General features: G+C 72.2%; 16 protein-coding genes and 2 pseudogenes. 9 read left to right on the top strand and 9 right to left on the bottom strand.

Annotated features, from left to right (window positions below; genetic code table 11):
• Positions 1 to 25: 25 nt before the first annotated feature.
• Positions 26 to 1294: an ABC transporter substrate-binding protein gene (locus B9S57_RS01020; RefSeq protein WP_103513630.1), complete on the bottom strand. Its 1269-nt coding sequence runs from the start codon at positions 1292 to 1294 to the stop codon at positions 26 to 28.
• 174 nt (positions 1295 to 1468) lie between these two features.
• On the opposite strand from B9S57_RS01020, the gene B9S57_RS01015 reads away from it, so the two are divergent.
• The gene (locus B9S57_RS01015; protein WP_103513629.1) at positions 1469 to 1915 is read left to right on the top strand and encodes a hypothetical protein; all 447 of its coding nucleotides are present in this window, start codon (positions 1469 to 1471) and stop codon (positions 1913 to 1915) included.
• A 28-nt stretch (positions 1916 to 1943) separates the two neighbouring features.
• Complete coding sequence (purU, locus tag B9S57_RS01010; RefSeq protein WP_103513628.1) at positions 1944 to 2843, top strand: formyltetrahydrofolate deformylase; 900 nt, start codon at positions 1944 to 1946, stop codon at positions 2841 to 2843.
• A 76-nt stretch (positions 2844 to 2919) separates the two neighbouring features.
• On the opposite strand, the gene B9S57_RS01005 is transcribed toward purU, so the two are convergent.
• Both B9S57_RS01005 and B9S57_RS01000 read right to left on the bottom strand, forming a co-directional pair.
• Positions 2920 to 4212 carry a maleylpyruvate isomerase N-terminal domain-containing protein gene (locus B9S57_RS01005; protein WP_103513627.1) on the bottom strand — a complete coding sequence of 431 codons (1293 nt, stop codon included), beginning with the start codon at positions 4210 to 4212 and terminating at the stop codon, positions 2920 to 2922.
• Positions 4209 to 4790, bottom strand: coding sequence for an RNA polymerase sigma factor (locus B9S57_RS01000; protein WP_103513626.1), 582 nt, complete (start codon positions 4788 to 4790; stop codon positions 4209 to 4211). Before B9S57_RS01000 ends, B9S57_RS01005 begins: the two co-directional genes overlap by 4 nt.
• Positions 4791 to 5077: 287 nt before the next feature.
• Between B9S57_RS01000 and B9S57_RS00995 the strand changes: the two genes are divergently transcribed.
• The 3 genes from B9S57_RS00995 (at position 5078) to B9S57_RS00985 (ending at position 7146) form a co-directional block, all read left to right on the top strand.
• Positions 5078 to 5452 (top strand): STAS domain-containing protein, encoded by a 375-nt coding sequence (locus B9S57_RS00995; RefSeq protein ID WP_103513625.1) that lies wholly within the window; start codon positions 5078 to 5080, stop codon positions 5450 to 5452.
• A gap of 82 nt (positions 5453 to 5534) precedes the next feature.
• On the top strand, positions 5535 to 6071 hold the full coding sequence (locus tag B9S57_RS00990) for an EF-hand domain-containing protein (RefSeq protein WP_103513624.1): 537 nt from the start codon (positions 5535 to 5537) through the stop codon (positions 6069 to 6071).
• 613 nt (positions 6072 to 6684) lie between these two features.
• The gene (locus B9S57_RS00985) at positions 6685 to 7146 is read left to right on the top strand and encodes an ATP-binding protein (RefSeq protein WP_103513623.1); all 462 of its coding nucleotides are present in this window, start codon (positions 6685 to 6687) and stop codon (positions 7144 to 7146) included.
• Positions 7147 to 7198: 52 nt separating this feature from the next.
• Here B9S57_RS00985 and B9S57_RS00980 read toward each other — a convergent pair.
• A pseudogene (locus tag B9S57_RS00980) lies at positions 7199 to 7762 on the bottom strand (helix-turn-helix domain-containing protein); the annotation flags it as partial.
• A 124-nt stretch (positions 7763 to 7886) separates the two neighbouring features.
• On the opposite strand from B9S57_RS00980, the gene B9S57_RS00975 reads away from it, so the two are divergent.
• Both B9S57_RS00975 and B9S57_RS00970 read left to right on the top strand, forming a co-directional pair.
• Positions 7887 to 8312 carry a DUF2809 domain-containing protein gene (locus B9S57_RS00975; protein WP_103513622.1) on the top strand — a complete coding sequence of 142 codons (426 nt, stop codon included), beginning with the start codon at positions 7887 to 7889 and terminating at the stop codon, positions 8310 to 8312.
• 42 nt (positions 8313 to 8354) lie between these two features.
• A pseudogene (locus B9S57_RS00970) lies at positions 8355 to 8945 on the top strand (MFS transporter); the annotation flags it as partial.
• Between the two features lie 27 nt (positions 8946 to 8972).
• On the opposite strand, the gene B9S57_RS00965 reads toward B9S57_RS00970, so the two are convergent.
• The 5 genes from B9S57_RS00965 to B9S57_RS00945 form a co-directional block, all read right to left on the bottom strand.
• A complete protein-coding gene (locus B9S57_RS00965) occupies positions 8973 to 10157 on the bottom strand; it encodes an NAD(P)/FAD-dependent oxidoreductase (RefSeq protein ID WP_103513621.1) in 1185 nt (394 codons plus the stop codon).
• Between the two features lie 100 nt (positions 10158 to 10257).
• Entirely contained in the window at positions 10258 to 10848 is a 591-nt protein-coding gene (locus B9S57_RS00960; protein WP_103513620.1) for a hypothetical protein, read from the bottom strand.
• 9 nt (positions 10849 to 10857) lie between these two features.
• Positions 10858 to 11769 carry a zinc metalloprotease HtpX gene (htpX, locus tag B9S57_RS00955; RefSeq protein WP_103513619.1) on the bottom strand — a complete coding sequence of 304 codons (912 nt, stop codon included), beginning with the start codon at positions 11767 to 11769 and terminating at the stop codon, positions 10858 to 10860.
• 69 nt (positions 11770 to 11838) lie between these two features.
• Positions 11839 to 12504, bottom strand: a complete 666-nt coding sequence (locus tag B9S57_RS00950) for a pyridoxal 5'-phosphate synthase (protein WP_103513618.1) — start codon at positions 12502 to 12504, stop codon at positions 11839 to 11841.
• Between the two features lie 144 nt (positions 12505 to 12648).
• Positions 12649 to 13296 carry a TetR family transcriptional regulator gene (locus B9S57_RS00945; RefSeq protein WP_103513617.1) on the bottom strand — a complete coding sequence of 216 codons (648 nt, stop codon included), beginning with the start codon at positions 13294 to 13296 and terminating at the stop codon, positions 12649 to 12651.
• 411 nt (positions 13297 to 13707) lie between these two features.
• Between B9S57_RS00945 and B9S57_RS00940 the strand changes: the two genes are divergently transcribed.
• Positions 13708 to 14502 (top strand): VOC family protein, encoded by a 795-nt coding sequence (locus B9S57_RS00940; RefSeq protein ID WP_103513616.1) that lies wholly within the window; start codon positions 13708 to 13710, stop codon positions 14500 to 14502.
• Between the two features lie 205 nt (positions 14503 to 14707).
• On the top strand, positions 14708 to 15636 hold a 929-nt coding region (locus tag B9S57_RS00935; RefSeq protein ID WP_219818543.1), incomplete at its 3' end, for a serine/threonine-protein kinase.

Genomic DNA, 15636 nt, shown 5'->3' with positions numbered 1-15636 from the left:
CGGAGGCCGTCCGGTGGGTGGGTGGTCAGTTGCGGGCGCGGACGTTCACCAGGGTCTCCGTGACATCCACGAAGCCCTCCTTCTCGGCGGTGAGACGCCCGTCGCGCACCACCTGGAACGTCACCTGCCCATTGACGATGCGTCCGTAGGCGGCCGTGCCGACCGTGTCCTGGAAGCGCCAGCGCAGGACCGGTGTGAGGCCGCCGGTGTCCACCTCGGTGCCGCGGTTGAGGCTGACCGAGATCCCGCCGGCCGTGATCTCCTGCCCGTCCAGCGCCTCGATGACCGCCTTGAGGGCGGTGTAGGCGATCCAGGTGGTCTGCACGCCCGTGTCCGCGGGGTCGATCCGGTTGTCCCCGAAGGCGTACTTCCGGATCACCTCCCGCATCTCGTTCCAGCGCGCGTCGCCCGACTCCGGGTACCAGCCGGTGACGAGGGCCCCCTCGAAGGGGCTGCCCGCTCCGCCCGTACGGTCGATGAGGCCCTGGCCGACACTGCCGAGCACGGACGAGATCCGCACCTCGCTGCCCTCGGGCTTCAGGCGGCGGAAGGAGTCGAAGAACGTCTCCGTGCCCTTGCCGAGCACCGCCGTCACGCAGCCGCCGTCCGCGTGCAGGAGTGCCTTCGCCGCCTCGGGGTCGTACGACGTGGCCTCTTCGGCCGTGCTGATGTCGTAGGACGCGGGGCGGTCGCGCCGGGCCAGGCTCGTGTCCAGGAGCCCGGGCATGCTGTCGCCGACCAGGGTGTCGGGCCGCACGAGCGACACCCGCTCGCAGCCGGCGGCCAGCTGCTCGCCGTTGCCCGCGACGAGCGCGGGCTGTCCGCCGTTGACCGGGTAGGAGAGGTAGCTGGTGAACTCGTCGGCGGACGCGCCGTACCCGCCGATGTAGGGGATCCCGGCCGCCTCCAGCGGAGCCAGGAACGCCCGCCCGTATCTGCTGTACGAGCCGACGACCGCCGCCACGTCCTCGTCGGCCGCCCGCCGCGCGCACGTGGAGGCCCCGGTCGCGGTGTCCTGCTCGTTGCAGGTGAGCACGCGCAGCTCGTGGCCGTCGATCCCGCCCCGCTCGTTGATCCAGCGGGCGTAGGTCCTCGCCATGGCCGGCATGCCCGCCATGTTCACCGAGTCGGCGGCCGTGGTGTCGGGTGCCCAGGTCATCACGGTGACGGGCTCCCTGGAGCCCTCCGAGAGTCCCGGCAGGACACCGCAGCCGGATATCAGCAACGCCCCGGCCACCACCGATGTGAGGAGTTCGTAGGGGCGGGGGGAGGTGAGGCATCGCCGTCCGGTCATGGGAATGAACTTTTGCGGTTCCCGGGTAACGCCACTGTGTGCAGTGGTCAACAGACGGTGACGCGGGGGTGAATTGCGGGGGGCCGTGCACGGCCTCCCGAAGGGAACGTACGATCGGCAACCGTGCAGCAAGGTTCGGAGAACACTTCCCGTCGCGGCCGTCGCTCCTCCACCATGGGCGGCATGCCGCTCAACGACATGCCGTGGTGGCGCTGGCGCAGCAACGTGCGCTCGGCGCTGCACATGCTCTCCGACCCCGTCTTCCACCACGAGTGCTGGCTGGCCGGCCGGGAGGGGTACGGCGACATCACCGACGCCGTGTACCGCCTGGTCGAGGACACCTGGCTCGACAACTGGTCCGCCGAGAAGTACGTGGGGACGATCTTCCGCGACTCGGCCGAGGCCGCCCTCGTCGACGTCGCCGCCCTGCGGGTGCTGCGCATCATGCACCAGATAGGCGCCGACGCCCACGTCTCGGCCTACCTGGAGCACCCGGGCTGGCAGGAGGCGGTCGTCGCCGCCCGCGAGGCCCATGTGATGCTCGCCACCAACGACGCCGAGGACCCCGACACCCCGCCGCGGTCCCTGGACGTGCTCCGCATCATGACCAGATCGGCGTGAGCCACGGGCTGTGTGGCACCCTACGGGGATGACCGCGCCGCAGCCCGCCGAATCCGTATCCGCTGCCTCGGACACCGTCGCCGAGCAGTACGTCCTCACGCTCTCCTGCCCCGACAAGCAGGGCATCGTGCACGCCGTGTCGAGCTATCTCTTCATGACCGGCTGCAATATCGAGGACAGCCAGCAGTTCGGCGACCACGACACCGGTCTCTTCTTCATGCGCGTCCACTTCTCGGCGGACTCCACCGTCACCGTGGACAAACTGCGGGCCAGTTTCGCCGCGATCGGGGACGCCTTCCGGATGGAGTGGCAGATCCACCGGGTGAGCGAGCGCATGCGGATCGTGCTGATGGTGAGCAAGTTCGGGCACTGCCTCAACGACCTGCTGTTCCGCTCCCGCACGGGCGCGCTGCCGGTCGAGATCGTCGCGGTCGTCTCCAACCACACGGAGTTCGCCGAGCTCGTCGCCTCCTACGGCGTGCCGTTCCGGCACATCCCCGTGAACCGGGAGAACAAGCCCGAGGCCGAGGCGCAGCTGCTGGAGCTGGTCCGCGGGGAGAACGTCGAACTCGTCGTCCTGGCGCGCTACATGCAGGTGCTGTCGGACGATCTCTGCAAGCAGCTGAGCGGCCGGATCATCAACATCCACCACTCCTTCCTGCCGAGCTTCAAGGGCGCCAAGCCCTACCACCAGGCGCACGCGCGCGGGGTGAAGCTGATCGGTGCGACGGCGCACTACGTGACCGCCGACCTCGACGAGGGGCCGATCATCGAGCAGGAGGTCGAGCGCGTCGGGCACGGCGTCACGCCGGACGGGCTCGTGGCCGTCGGACGCGACGTGGAGTGCCAGGCGCTGGCCCGCGCCGTCAAGTGGCACGCGGAGCGGCGCATCCTGCTCAACGGCCGCCGCACGGTCGTCTTCGACTAGAACCCGTGGGCCCGGGTGCGGTGGCCGTCAGGGGCGGCTGCCCCCGGTGACCCCGTCGCGGCCGGTCCCGGCCGGCTCAGAGCCGGCTGAGGGAGGCCGCGGCGAAGAGGACGTCACGGATCGCCTCACGGTCGCCCTCCTGGCCCGCGGCCGCCTCCACCGGTGGCACATGGCCGGCGACGAGCCGGCAGAACTCCACCCCGTCGAGCGCGACCTGCGCGACCGTGTGGTCGGGAGAGCCGAGGGCGGCCGGCGAGTCCAGGGCGATGTACCAGTCGCCGCCGCCCCGCCCCTCGATCTCCAGGTGGAGGGAGCGGCCCCGGGACCCCGCGGTGACCAGATGGCGGGCCGGTGAGGCCAGCCCCGCGCGGCGGCGCTCGGCCAGGGTGGCCGGCAGCAGCCGGGCCGCCAGGTCGATCATCCGGTGGAGATGGGCCGCGGCGGGCGGCTCGTACGGGTAGTCCACCGCGGCCGCGATGTCGCCGCCGTGCACCCAGCACTCGAAGGCCCGCTCCAGGAGCGAGTCCTGCAGCGGGAGGGCGAAGCCCCCGTACGGGACGGAGAGTTCCGCGACGCCCCGGCCGGCGAACGACACCGTACGGACGAGGGAGTGGCTCTGGTCGCGCCAGGGCTCGCGCACGGTTCGGGTGGGGGGCCTGCGAGCCGCCGACCAGTAGGACTCGGTGCGCTCGGTCGGGGCCACGGGCCTCTCGCCCTTGCCGAGCGGGTCGTCCAGGCCGAGCGCCTTGGACACCAGGCCGTCGACGGCCATCAGGTGGCCGATCACCCCGGCGACCGTCGTCTTGCGGTTCACCTGCCGGTCGCCCTCGAACCACTTCAGCCGAACCGGCGCATGCCACTCCGAGTCGCCGATGTCCCGCAGCAGCGCGTCGAGCCGTGCGGTCTCCGCGTCGTACGGCGCGGCCCAGGAGGGGACGGGGATGCGCGCCGGACGACGGCCCAGACAGCTCTCCAGGACCCGGGAGCGGAGCATCGGGTCCAGGTCCAGGGTGCCGTCGGAGTGCAGCAGCCCCACGGCGTCGCGCAGCCGCAGCGCCTCGTCGGCGCAGGGCGCGCAGGAGGTGAGGTGGTCCTCGACCGCCGCGGTCTCCTCCGCGGAGCAGGCGGCCAGGGCCCAGGCGCCGAGGAGCGAGGTGAGCACCTTGTGGGGGAGCTTCGGGACCGGCGGATCAGGCGGGTCCGGTGGCAGGGGAGGGACCGGGGGCTTCCCCTGCATCGGGTCCCCGGAGGAGAAGGAGACGGCCGGCGGCAGCTGCTCCCGGTCGTCCGCGGCCGCCCGGGGGCCCGGTATGCGCCGCTCGACCGGCTGTTCTCCCTCGCGGCCGTCGCCGCTCCGGCCCTTGCTCATGGTGTCGGCCCGTATCCGGGAGGAGCCGAGTCGGCCGACGGCCGGCTGTTCGCGGTGGAGAGCAGCTGGAGCCCGAGGCGCAGCCGGCGCCTGGCCTCGTCCCCGGTGACGCCGAGGTCGGCGGCGGCCTGCCGGTAGTCCCGGCGCTGGACGTACGCGAGCTCCAGGGCCGCGCGCAGCGGCGCGGGCATGGAGGCGGCGATGTAGTCGGCACGGGCCGCGGCGGTGGCCCTGCGCACCCGGTGCTCCAGGTCCTCGGTCCGTGCGGTCGCCTCCACCCCCTCCGCCCCGCCGTGCGCGTCGCGGAGCCGCCGGACGGACTGGCGATGGGTGAGCCGTGCCACCCACGAGCGCATCGAGCCGTGCTTGGGGTCGTAGGCGTCGGGGTTCTCCCAGACGTAGCCGAAGACGTCGCGCGTCACCTGGTCCACCGCGTCCTCGTCGTCGAGCATGCGGTGGGCCTGGCTGTGCACGAGGGCGGCGAACCGGTCGTAGAGCTCACCGAGGGCCGCCGCCTCGCCACGCGCCAGCCGCTGCTGCATCCGGCGGTCCCAGCGCGGTGGTGCGTCCTTCGCCATCGAGCCCCCAGATCTGTGCCTCTCGTCACGTCGAATGTAGTCGGCGGCGCACTCCGGGCACGTACCTTTCCGGCAAGTACGTCTCTTGAGGGGCGCCGAGTGATAGGGAACGCTTCACGCCTTGCCCTTTCCTGATCGCGTAAACGATCCTGAAGTGATCATTTCTGGATGAGTCCTGGGCAGGGCCGGTGGACGGAAGGGTGTTTCGCGGGCGGGTACGCGGGAAGCCGCGAGGAGGAACGGAAACTTCCGGATCCTCCGGAGCCCCGGACGAGAGGCCGAGTCGCGTGACGCTGAAGGTGTACGAGACCGAGCAGGACGCGTGGACCGTGCTGCGGATCCACGGCGAACTCGATCTCGTGAGCTCACCCGTCGTGCGTCAGTCCGTCCACGGGGCGGTGGCCGCCGGGCAGCACGACGTGGTCCTCGACCTCTCGGCCGTCCTCTTCTGCGACTCCAGCGGCGTCGGCGTCCTGATCGCCTCGCGCCGCCTCATGAAGTCCTGCGGCGGCCGACTGCGGCTGATCCTCCCGGCCCGGGGCGCGGTCGACGGCTCGCACGTCAACAAGGTGCTCGGCGCCCTGGGCGTGCGCCGGCTCTTCGACGTCTACCCCGACGCCGACGCGGCCACCGATGACGAGTCCCGGCCGCTCACCGCGTGACACACCGGTCCGGTGCGAGGTTGTCACACCACTGAGGAGAGTTGGTGACACGTGGCGCCGTCCGGCGTCGTACGCTCCCCGCATGGACAGCGCAGAGTACGAGCGCAAGATCGCGCACCGCTTCGCCGCCTTCGACCAGGACGGCAACGGCTACATCGATCGCGCCGATTTCAACGCCGCCGCGGCCCGTCTGCTCACCGAGTTCGGCACGACGGCCCGCTGCGACCGGGGCCAGTCGCTCTACACGGGGGCCGAGGCCTTCTGGCAGGGCATGGCGGGCATCGCCGACGTGGACGGGGACCAGCGGGTCACCCGGGAGGAGTTCGTGGGCGGGGCCGTGAAACGGCTCCGTGACAGCCCGGAACGCTTCGCGGAGATCGCGCGCCCCTTCCTGCGCGCGGCGCTGGCCGTGGCCGCCGGCGTGGACCCCCAGGGCACCGCACCCGCGTCCGCCCCGGTCGTCGCGGTGGAGCGGGCCCTGCGGGTGCTGGGCGCGGCGGACGACATCGCGAGCGTGGCGGCCCGGAGCCTGGACACCGACCAGGACGGCCGGATCGCCGAGGCGGAGGCGGTATCGGCCTTCTCCGCGTACTTCACCGTGATCGAGCCCGACGCGTAGCCATCGGTCCCCGGGTCCGGCGAGCGGTCGCCGTGACCGGCCCGACCGGTCCCGGTCCGTGCCGGCCGGGCGTCAACACGCCCAACGGCGTGAGCAGTTCGTGCCGCCCGAGGGCGGGCCGCGGCCGCTCCTGGGGCCGGCCGCGGCGCCGGCCGCGGGACGGTCATGGCTGACCGGAGGCGTACGGAGGGTGCGCCTCGGGTGACTCAGTGCATCCGGAAGCCCGGTGTGCGCCCCGGGCGCCCCGTCACCGGGCGGAGTCGCGGGGCCTCGCTCGGGTACGCTCCGTGGGATGCGAGTGGTACTGGAACCGGAGGATCCGGGCGCGCCCCGTGCGGCGGCCCCGGGTGACGCACGGCGCCCTGCTCGCACCCCGAGGAGCTGCGGTCGGCCCGCCGGGGACACGGTCCCCGGAGCGCCGGTGCGCTTCTGTTCGACTCTCCGCAGCACGCGTCGCACAGTATGGACCACGCGTACTCCTTCGCGCTGGAATATGCCCGAAGCGCTTGTTGCGGTGACTGTACGTCAACCATGCTGTCTCGCAGGGGAGTCACGTTCCGTGACCCTGAAGAGGCGCGAGGCGATGTGTCCGCCGGTTCGGATGGTGTGAGCGGTGCAGGTGCTTCAGGTTCAGCTGGAGGTCGGGGTGGATCCCGCGGAGGTGGGACGGGCCCGGAGATGGGCGCGCTCGCGCCTGATCGGATCCGGGATGGAGGACGACGAGCCGCTCGCGGAGACGCTCATCCTGCTGATCTCGGAGCTCGTCACCAACGCCGTCGTCCACACGGGCTGTCCGGCCGTGCTGCGGATGCTGTTCGGCTCCGCCAATCCGACGGGTTCGACGGGCACGGTCCGGGTCGAGGTGGCCGACACCAGCTGCCGTCCGCCCCAGCCGCGTCACGCCGAGGGCGAGGACACGGGCGGCCGCGGCCTCGAGCTGGTGGACGGCCTGGCCGACCGCTGGGGCTGGCAGCCGGAGGGCGCCGGCAAGCGGATCTGGTGCGAGGTCGACCGCAGCGGGCCGGTGATGGTCCCGGTGATCCAGGAGCAGCCCGGCGACCGGGCCTGTCTCTGAGCGGCCCCGGCTTCCGAGTGGCCCCGTCCTCCGAACGGCACCCGGGGATCTTTCAGCGGCCGGTGACCGTCGACCGGAACGTCCGCCGGTAGACCGTGGGCGACACCCCGAGCGCGGCCTGCACGTGCTGCCGCAGGGACGTGGCCGTGCCGAATCCGGCGTCCCGCGCCACCTGGTCGATCGACAGATCCGTGGACTCCAGGAGCTGCCGTGCCCCCTCCACCCCCTGCCGGGCGAGCCACTGCCCCGGGCTGATGCCGACCTCCTCGCGCAACCTGCGGGTGAAGGTGCGCACGCTCGTCGCCTCCCGGCCCGCCATGTCGCGCAGCAGGATCGGCTGTTCGAGCCTGCCCAGGGCCCAGGTCCGTGCGGCCGTCGTCGTGGCGAGCCCCGCCTCGGGCAGCGGGCGCCGGACGAACTGCGCCTGACCGCCGTCGCGGTGCGGGGGGACGACGGTGCTGCGGGCGACGTCGTTGGCGACAGCGGTGCCGTGGTCCCTGCGCACGAGGTGCAGGCAGAGATCGATCCCCGCGGCCACACCGGCCGAGGTCAGGACGTCCCCGTCGTCGACGAACGGGACGTCCGGGTCGACGCGCACCTTGGGGAAGAGCCGCTGGGGGATGCCCAGTTCGAAGGGGTCACCCCGTCGAGTGCCAGGACGACCACGCGGTGGCGCATGCGCACTCCCCTTCTCCCTCGCATTGTGTGCGACCGGCCGGAGCCTGATAAACGTACCGGCCATGAAGGAAAAGTCGACCGTCAGTTCGGCCGGTGCCCCGGCCTCCGCCGTCCGCGCGGCTGCCGCCGCCGCGGCGTTCGTGACCGTGGCCGCGGGCCTGGGCATCCGCTCGACGGCGGGCGGGGACGTGGCCAAGTACGCGGGCGACGCCCTCTACACCGTGCTGGTCCACGCCCTCGTCGTCCTGCTCGCACCCCGGGTGCGGCCGACCGCCGCCGCGGGCGTCGCACTGGCCGTGAGCTGGGCGGTGGAGCTGGCCCAGCTCACGGGCGTGCCGGCCGAACTGGCCCGGGAGAGCACGGTGGCACGGCTGGTGCTCGGCTCGACGTTCAACGCCCCGGACCTGTTCTGGTACGTGGTGGGCGCCGCCCTGGCCTGGGCCGTCCACAGCCGGCTGCCCCGCCGGCGCCGCCTCGCGCACCCCTGATCCCGGTGGCCCGATCCCTGCGAAGGGTGTCCTCCGGGCCGCGCCTGGATCATCGACAGCCACGGCTGGAAGCCGGCCACGGTGACGGTCGCGATGGCGGCGCTCGTCGTCGTCCCCTTCGTCTGGCTCCTGTTGTGCGACCACCCGGCCGACGTGGGCCTGGCCCCGTACGGCGGCGCGTACGTGGAGAAGCTCGACATCATCGGCACGGTCTTCAGCGGCTGGCTCACCGACCGCTTCGACGCCCGCAGGCTGCTGGCCGTCTACTACGCCCTGCGCGGCGTCTCGCTGATGTTCCTCCCCCTGCTGATGGCCCCGACGGTGCGTCCGTCCATGGTGTTCTTCATCGTCTTCTACGGACTGGACTGGGTCGCCACGGTCCCGCCGACGATGGCCCTGGGCCGGGAGCAGTACGGCGAGGACAGCGCGATCGTCTTCGGCTGGGTCCTCGCGTCGCACCGGGTCGGGGCGGCCGTGGTGGCGTTCCTCGGAGGCGTGGCCCGGGACGTCACCGGCTCGTACGACGTGGTCTGGTACGCCTCGGGGGCGCTGTGCGCGACGGCGGCCCTGATGGCCTTGGTGATCCGCCGGAGGCCGACGGGGCGGCGCCGTCCGGATCCTCGTCCGACAGGGGTCCGGCTGAGGGCCCCTTGCTCCCCCTCAGCCTCTGCCCAGCCTCCCGGCTATCCTCCGCGCGTCCAGGGCGATTTCGCGGAGCATGCCGCTGATCGGGTTCGTGAAGCCGGTGAAGTGGAGGCCCGGGGCCCCGTCGGGTGTGCGGGCGCCGTGCACCGACGGGCGGCCCCGGGCGTCCAGGACGCCGAGGTGGCCGACCAGGCCCTCCAGGGAGCGCTCGTAGCCGGTCGCCGCGATCACCGCGTCCGGGGTGATCCGACTGCCGTCGGCCAGCACCACGGCGTCCCCGTCGAACGACTCCACGGCCGCCACGGGGACCACGCTGCCGCTCTTCACCGCGTCGATCAGCCCGACGTCCTGGACGGGGATCGCGCCCTCCTTCACCCGGGAGTACAGGCCCGTGTCCGGGCGGGGCAGGCCCTGGGCGGACAGGTCGGGGACGGCGACCCGGCTCAGCAGACGCCCGGCGCGGTCGACGAGCCGGACCGGAAGCCTGCGGACCAGCACGGCCGTCGCCTGCGCGGGCCAGCCGGCCGTGGAGCGGCGCACGATGTGCGGCGTCGTGCGGACCGCGATCCGCACCCGGGAAGCGCCGCCCTCGACCAGGTCCACGGCGATCTCCGCCCCGGTGTTGCCGATGCCGACGACGAGGACGTCCCGGCCCGCGTACGGGGCCGGGCTCCGGTACTCCGAGGCGTGCACGAGCTCGCCCCCGAACTCCTCACGGCCGGGCCAGGCCGGCACGCGCGGGGTGTGGTTGAAGCCGGTGGCCACCACCACCGCACGCCCGGTGAGCACCCGGCCGCCGGTCGCGCTGAGCTGCCAGCCGGTGCCGTCGGCGGTCCGGTCGATCCGGGACACCTCGACGCCCGTGACCACCTCCAGCTCGTGGTGGTCGGCGTACTTCTCCAGGTAGCGCACCATGTCGTCGCGGGACACCCAGCGCCCGAACCGGCGGGGCATCGCCAGCCCCGGCAGTGCCGACCAGCGCCGGATCGTGTGGAGGTGCAGCCGGTCGTAGTGGCGCCGCCAGGACGCCCCGACGCGCTCGGACTTCTCCAGCACCACCGCCCGTACACCCTGCTCCCGCAGGGCGGCAGCGGCGGCGAGTCCGCCGGGGCCGCCTCCGATCACATAGACGGGCCGGCCGTCGGTGCGGTCGACGGAGGCGGAAAGGGCGTCATTGGTGGGGGAGGTGCGTTCGGGCATGGTTCGGAGCGTAATGGGACATGGACATGATGGGTTCCGGTCCGGACGGGAATCGGTTGCGAAATGATCACGGGTGGCCCTTCGGGCCCGTTTCGCCCCGTCAGAGGCCGGGTGCACCCCACACCGGGAACCAGCGGGAGAGGTCGCCCTCCACCCGGAGGTCGTCGCCGAGCACCGCCCGCGCCTGGAGCTCGAGTTCGTTGTCCCGTCTCTCCCCGCCGCCCGGCGCCGGCGCGAACGGGTAGAACGTGCCCCGCTTGTAGAGGTACACCAGAGCCAGCGCACGCCCCTCCGGGTTCCGGAAGCCGATCAACGAGCAGAGCAGGTGCGGTCCGAAGCCGCCGTCCTGGAGGAGGGTGTTGACCGCGTGCAGGTCGTTGACCAGGGCGGCCGCACCCTCCGTGCCGGATTCCTGGCGGGCGAGCAGCCAGGTGTAGCCGTAGGCGTCCCGGCTGAACTCCACCGGGATCCCGCCGCGTCCGGTGTCCGCGTCGAGCAACTCCCGTACGTCCTGCTTGATACGGGCGAAGGTGGAACCCTCCACCCCCGCGAAGCACACCGACCCCAGTCCGGTCGGCGCGTATCCGGTTCCGGCCTGCAGGGTGAGCGCCGCGGACGGCACGCCGAAGAGCTGGTCGAGGTCGGGGCGGACCGGCTTGCTGCGCCCCAGGATGCTGTCGAGCAGTCCCACGGGGACTCCTTACGGGTGGGAGAGGCCGGCCGAGATACGGGCCAGCTGGTCCAGGCGCTGTTCGAGGGTCGGGTGGGAGGAGAGCAGTCGGCCGAGGCTCTCCTTGGCGGCGAAGGCGGGCACGAAGTAGAAGGCGTTGTACGGCTCCGCCTTCCGCAGGTCCTCCGTCGGGATCCGGGCCATCTGCCCGCTCACCTTGGTGAGGGCCGAGGCGAGTGCCGAGGGGCGGCCGGTGAGCAGGGCGGCCGTGCGGTCGGCGGAGAGTTCGCGGTAGCGGGAGAGCAGCCGGGTCAGCAGGAAGCTCAGGGCGTACACGACCGCGCTGATCAGCGGGATCAGCATGATGATGATGCCCGCGGGATCGTTGCCCCGGCTGCTGCGGGCGAAGCCGCCCCACAGGGCCACCCGGGTGACGACGCCGGCGAGGACGCCGAGGAACGAGGCGATCGTCATCACGGCGACATCGCGGTGCGCGACGTGCGACATCTCGTGGGCCAGGACGCCTTCGAGCTCCTCGGGCTCCAGTCTGCGCAGCAGCCCCGTCGTCGCGCAGACCAGCGCGGTCCTCTCGCTACGGCCGGTCGCGAAGGCGTTCGGCACGTCGCTCCGCGCGACGGCCACCCGGGGCTTGGGCATGTCGGCCAGTGCGCAGATCCGGTCGATCGCGCCGTGCAGTTCCGGCGCCTCCTCGGGGGTGACCTCCCGGGCGCCCATGCCGTAGGCGGCGATGCGGTCGCTGAACCAGAACTGGGCGACGAACAGACCGCCCGCGACGATCAGGACGACCGGCCAGGCGCCGCGCAGGACGGCCAGGAGTACGCCCACCAGGACCACGTAGAGCAGACCGATGAAGAACATGGTGCTCACCATGCGGGTGGTCAGACCGCGGTCCGGTGCGTAGCGGGAACGGGTTCGTGCCATGGGTGCCTCCAGCAGCTCACCTGACTCCCATAGTGCTCCTTTCGTGCGAAAACCGGGATAAACGGGATGTCAGGGCCAGAGGAGTTCGCGGGTCCAGTCCGCCCCCTCCCGGCGGTAGCGCAGCCGCACGTGCCGACGCCGGCCGTCGCCCTGGAAGAACTCCACCTCCCGCGGCTCGACCACGTAGCGCGTCCAGGTGCCCGCCTCGGCGTCCGGATCGGCCCGCGCCCGCTCCCACGCGGCCTCGGAGGCCCGTACGAGGTCGTCACGGGTGGGCAGGACCTCGCTCTGCGACCCGGTCAGCGCGGAGGCGAGCGCACCGGTCGACCTGGCCCGCAGGTCGGCCCGGCTCTCCTCCGGGCTCGCGGGGACGGCCTTTCCCCGCACCCGCACCTGGCGTCCCTGGGCCGGCCAGTAGAAGCCGAGCGCCGCCCAGGGGCGGGTGGCGAGCTGGCGGCCCTTCGCGCTGGTGGCGTGCGTGGCGAAGTGCCAGCCGCGCTCGTCGGCGTCGTGCAGCATCAGCGTGCGCACGTCGGGCCGCCCCTCGGCGTCCACGGTCGCCAGGGTCATGGTGTGCGGTTCGGCCTGCCCGGCGGCCACGGCCTGGGCGAACCAGGCGTGGAAGAGTGGGAGGGGGGCGGCGGGGGCGGCCGACGGATCGAAACCGGGGAGGGGCACGTCCCAGACGCGCTGCGCGTGGAGCAGGTCGCGGAATTCCTTCTGTGCATCGCTCATGGGTCCATTCCACAGCGTCGCGCCCCGGTGCGGAAACGCCGACGGCGGACCACGGGTGTGGTCCGCCGTCGGCGCGACAGGACGGGGGGAGCCGCGGAAGGGTGCGGCGCCCGGCGTGTGCGGGGGAGTCGGGGCTGCCGGGGCCTACCTGACCGGCTTCTTGCCGGTGATGCCCAGGTGGACCAGGAGGGCGAGGTTCGGCCGGAGTTCGGCCTGTTTCACACCCCAGGTGGTGAAGCCCTTCTGGTGCGAGGCGACCCCCGCCAGCATCACGACCAGGGAGCCCGCGACCGCGGCGGGGGTGACGTCCTTGTCGACCTTGCCCTTGGACTGGAGCTCCTTGACCGCGTTCGTCAGGGAGTTGGTGACCGAGTTCAGGACCTTCATGCGGATCTTGTAGAACCGCTTGTCGCCCTCGGCGGCGCCGAGGTCGACGACGCGGAGGATCGCGTCGTGGCGCCGCCAGAAGTCGAGGAATCCCTCGACGAGTTCTTCGGAGGCCTGCCAGCCGGCCTTGCCGACCCAGGAGCGGCCGCCGACCAGTTCGGTCAGTCCGGCACCTTCCTTGGCCATTTCCTCGGCGAGTTCGAGAACGGCGCCCTCGACATCGGGGAAATACTGGTAGAAAGTCGCGGGTGAAGTCCCCGCCTTCCGGGCCACGTCGATGACTTTGACGTCCCGGTACGGCGAGGAGCTGAGCATCTCGCTGAGGCAGTCGAGCAGCTTCTGCCGCGTCGCCTGACCTCGCCGACCAGCCACGCGGCCGTCGACGGTGCGTACTTGTCCTGTCATGCCGTCAGCTTACCGAGGGGTGATCCGAGCGCGATCTGACCGACTGCAAATGGGGAACGACCCAGTGTGGACGGGGTGAACAGCGCAATTCACGGGAGAGTGCGAGTCGTCTTTCGCGCCGGTCCGCAGGGTTTATCGAATTCCCTTCCGTCCGCGCCGGGCGCACCCTGATGCGATGTTGTTATCAACAGCCTGTGGATAACTTCGGTGGACAACGTGTGTCCACGCCGGTCGCGAGACCTTCACGATTCGGGCAAAAGTTCTATTCGGGCCTCCCGGGGCGCGCCGGAAGGCCCCCGCCGTTACGTTGGGTGTGACGGGCGTCACGGCTGCCCCGCCGCGGTCCACGGTGATCCACAGCGCCGCCGCCGCGGGCCGTCGGGACCTCACTGCCACGGAAGGACCCCGGCCATGGCCGTATTCGCGCACTCCGCGCCGTGCTGGGTGGATGTGCAGCTCTCCGACCTGGAGGCCGGCAAGCGCTTCTACGGCGGGCTCTTCGGCTGGACCTTCCACGCGGGCGACGGCATGCCCTTCGCCGACGCGTACAGCGACGGCGAACTCGTCGCCGCGCTCGCCGCCAAACAGGACGGCCGCATGCCCACGACCTGGGGCGTCTACTTCTCCACCGACGACATCCGCGCCACCGTCGCCCTGGTCCGGAAGGCCGGCGGACAGGTGATCACCGAACCGGTGCGGGCCGGCGGGGCCGGGGTCCTCGCCCAGGCCGCCGACCCCGGAGGGGCTGTCTTCGGCCTCTGGCAGGCGGGTGAGCGCGCGGGGTTCGAGAAGCGAGACGCCCCGGGCGCCTTCTGCTGGACCGAGGTCTACACGCGGCAGCCGGAGCGCGTCGACGCCTTCTACGAAGAGGTCTTCGGGTTCCGGGGGACCGACATCGAACTGCCCGGCGGGGCCGGGGCGACGGAGGACTTCCGGGTCTGGTCCCCTGCCGGGACCGAGCCGGGCGAGGACACCGCGGTCGGCGGGCGCGCGCTCCTCACGGACGCCTTCCCCGCGATGCTGCCCAGCTACTTCCTCAGCTACTTCGCCGTCGCCGACTGCGACCGGGCCGCCGGGACCGCCGTACGCCTCGGTGGCCGGATCACGGCTCCGCCCCTGGACGCCCCGTACGGGCGGATGGCGGTCCTCCAGGACGACCAGGGTGCGGCTTTCGCCGTGCTCCAGCCGACCGAACCGCTTCCGTAGCCGGTCCCGGGCGGTCACCGCGGTGTCCTGAAAGGGTCGGAGTGCCACAAGACACCCCGATCCGCCCCCGGGTTCGCAACCGGGCCCCGAGCCAGGAAGAATCAGGGTGCGCACCGCCAAGTGGTGCCCAGTGGTGAGACGCTGCACAGGGCGGGATTTCGCGGGCTTCTGTTTTCTGGGGTCCGTACGGGGAGGTGGCAGGCAAGTGGAGCAGCTGACGCAGCATGACCCGAGGCGGATCGGCCCGTTCGAGGTGCTGGGACGGCTCGGGGCCGGCGGCATGGGGCTGGTCTATCTGGCGAGGTCGGCGTCGGGCCGACGGGTGGCGATCAAGACGGTCCGCACGGAACTGGCCGAGGACCAGCTGTTCCGGGTCCGTTTCACGCGTGAGGTGGAGGCCGCCCGCGCGGTCAGCGGCTTCTACACGGCCGCCGTGGTCGATGCGGACCCGAGAGCGGCGGTGCCCTGGCTGGCGACCGCCTATGTTCCCGCCCCCTCCCTCGAGGAGATAGTGAGTGAGTGCGGGCCGATGCCGACGCAGGCCGTGCGCTGGCTGGCCGCCGGGATCGCCGAGGCCCTGCAGTCGATCCACGGGGCCGGCCTCGTCCACCGTGACCTGAAACCGTCCAACGTCCTCGTGGTCGAGGACGGGCCGCGGGTGATCGACTTCGGCATCGCGTCCGGCGTCTCCAACACCCGGCTGACGATGACGAACGTCGCGGTGGGCACCCCCGCCTACATGTCTCCCGAGCAGGCCCGCGACTCGCGCAGCGTGACCGGCGCCAGCGACATCTTCTCGCTCGGCTCGACGCTGGTCTTCGCGGCGACCGGGCACGCGCCGTTCCACGGGGCGAATCCGGTGGAGACCGTGTTCATGCTGCTGCGGGAGGGCCCCGACACCGAAGGGCTGCCCGACGACCTGCGCCCGCTCATCGAGTCCTGCATGCAGATGGACGCGACCCGGCGGCCCAGCCCGGCGGATCTGCAGTCCCAACTGGCCCCGCACCTGTTCGCCTCCGGCAGCGACGACAGCGGCACCGCCTCGGCCTGGCTGCCGACCGTCGCGACCGCGATGATCGAGCAGCGCCGGGGCGGCGGCCGCGCCGTCACTGTCGCCCCGGCCCCCGTCGTCAT

The sequence above is a fragment of the Streptomyces sp. SM10 genome (assembly GCF_002910915.1).
GTDB lineage: Bacteria > Actinomycetota > Actinomycetes > Streptomycetales > Streptomycetaceae > Streptomyces.
This window is presented reverse-complemented; position numbering and strand designations above follow the sequence as displayed.

What these genes read in the sequence shown, in the direction of transcription:
- B9S57_RS01020 (WP_103513630.1), bottom strand. Translation starts at nt 1,294, where the DNA reads ATGACCGGACGGCGATGCCTCACCTCCCCCCGCCCCTACGAACTCCTC.
- B9S57_RS01015 (WP_103513629.1), top strand. Translation starts at nt 1,469, where the DNA reads ATGGGCGGCATGCCGCTCAACGACATGCCGTGGTGGCGCTGGCGCAGC.
- purU (WP_103513628.1), top strand. Translation starts at nt 1,944, where the DNA reads ATGACCGCGCCGCAGCCCGCCGAATCCGTATCCGCTGCCTCGGACACC.
- B9S57_RS01005 (WP_103513627.1), bottom strand. Translation starts at nt 4,212, where the DNA reads ATGAGCAAGGGCCGGAGCGGCGACGGCCGCGAGGGAGAACAGCCGGTC.
- B9S57_RS01000 (WP_103513626.1), bottom strand. Translation starts at nt 4,790, where the DNA reads ATGGCGAAGGACGCACCACCGCGCTGGGACCGCCGGATGCAGCAGCGG.
- B9S57_RS00990 (WP_103513624.1), top strand. Translation starts at nt 5,535, where the DNA reads ATGGACAGCGCAGAGTACGAGCGCAAGATCGCGCACCGCTTCGCCGCC.
- B9S57_RS00975 (WP_103513622.1), top strand. Translation starts at nt 7,887, where the DNA reads ATGAAGGAAAAGTCGACCGTCAGTTCGGCCGGTGCCCCGGCCTCCGCC.
- B9S57_RS00965 (WP_103513621.1), bottom strand. Translation starts at nt 10,157, where the DNA reads ATGCCCGAACGCACCTCCCCCACCAATGACGCCCTTTCCGCCTCCGTC.
- htpX (WP_103513619.1), bottom strand. Translation starts at nt 11,769, where the DNA reads ATGGCACGAACCCGTTCCCGCTACGCACCGGACCGCGGTCTGACCACC.
- B9S57_RS00950 (WP_103513618.1), bottom strand. Translation starts at nt 12,504, where the DNA reads ATGAGCGATGCACAGAAGGAATTCCGCGACCTGCTCCACGCGCAGCGC.
- B9S57_RS00945 (WP_103513617.1), bottom strand. Translation starts at nt 13,296, where the DNA reads ATGACAGGACAAGTACGCACCGTCGACGGCCGCGTGGCTGGTCGGCGA.
- B9S57_RS00940 (WP_103513616.1), top strand. Translation starts at nt 13,708, where the DNA reads ATGGCCGTATTCGCGCACTCCGCGCCGTGCTGGGTGGATGTGCAGCTC.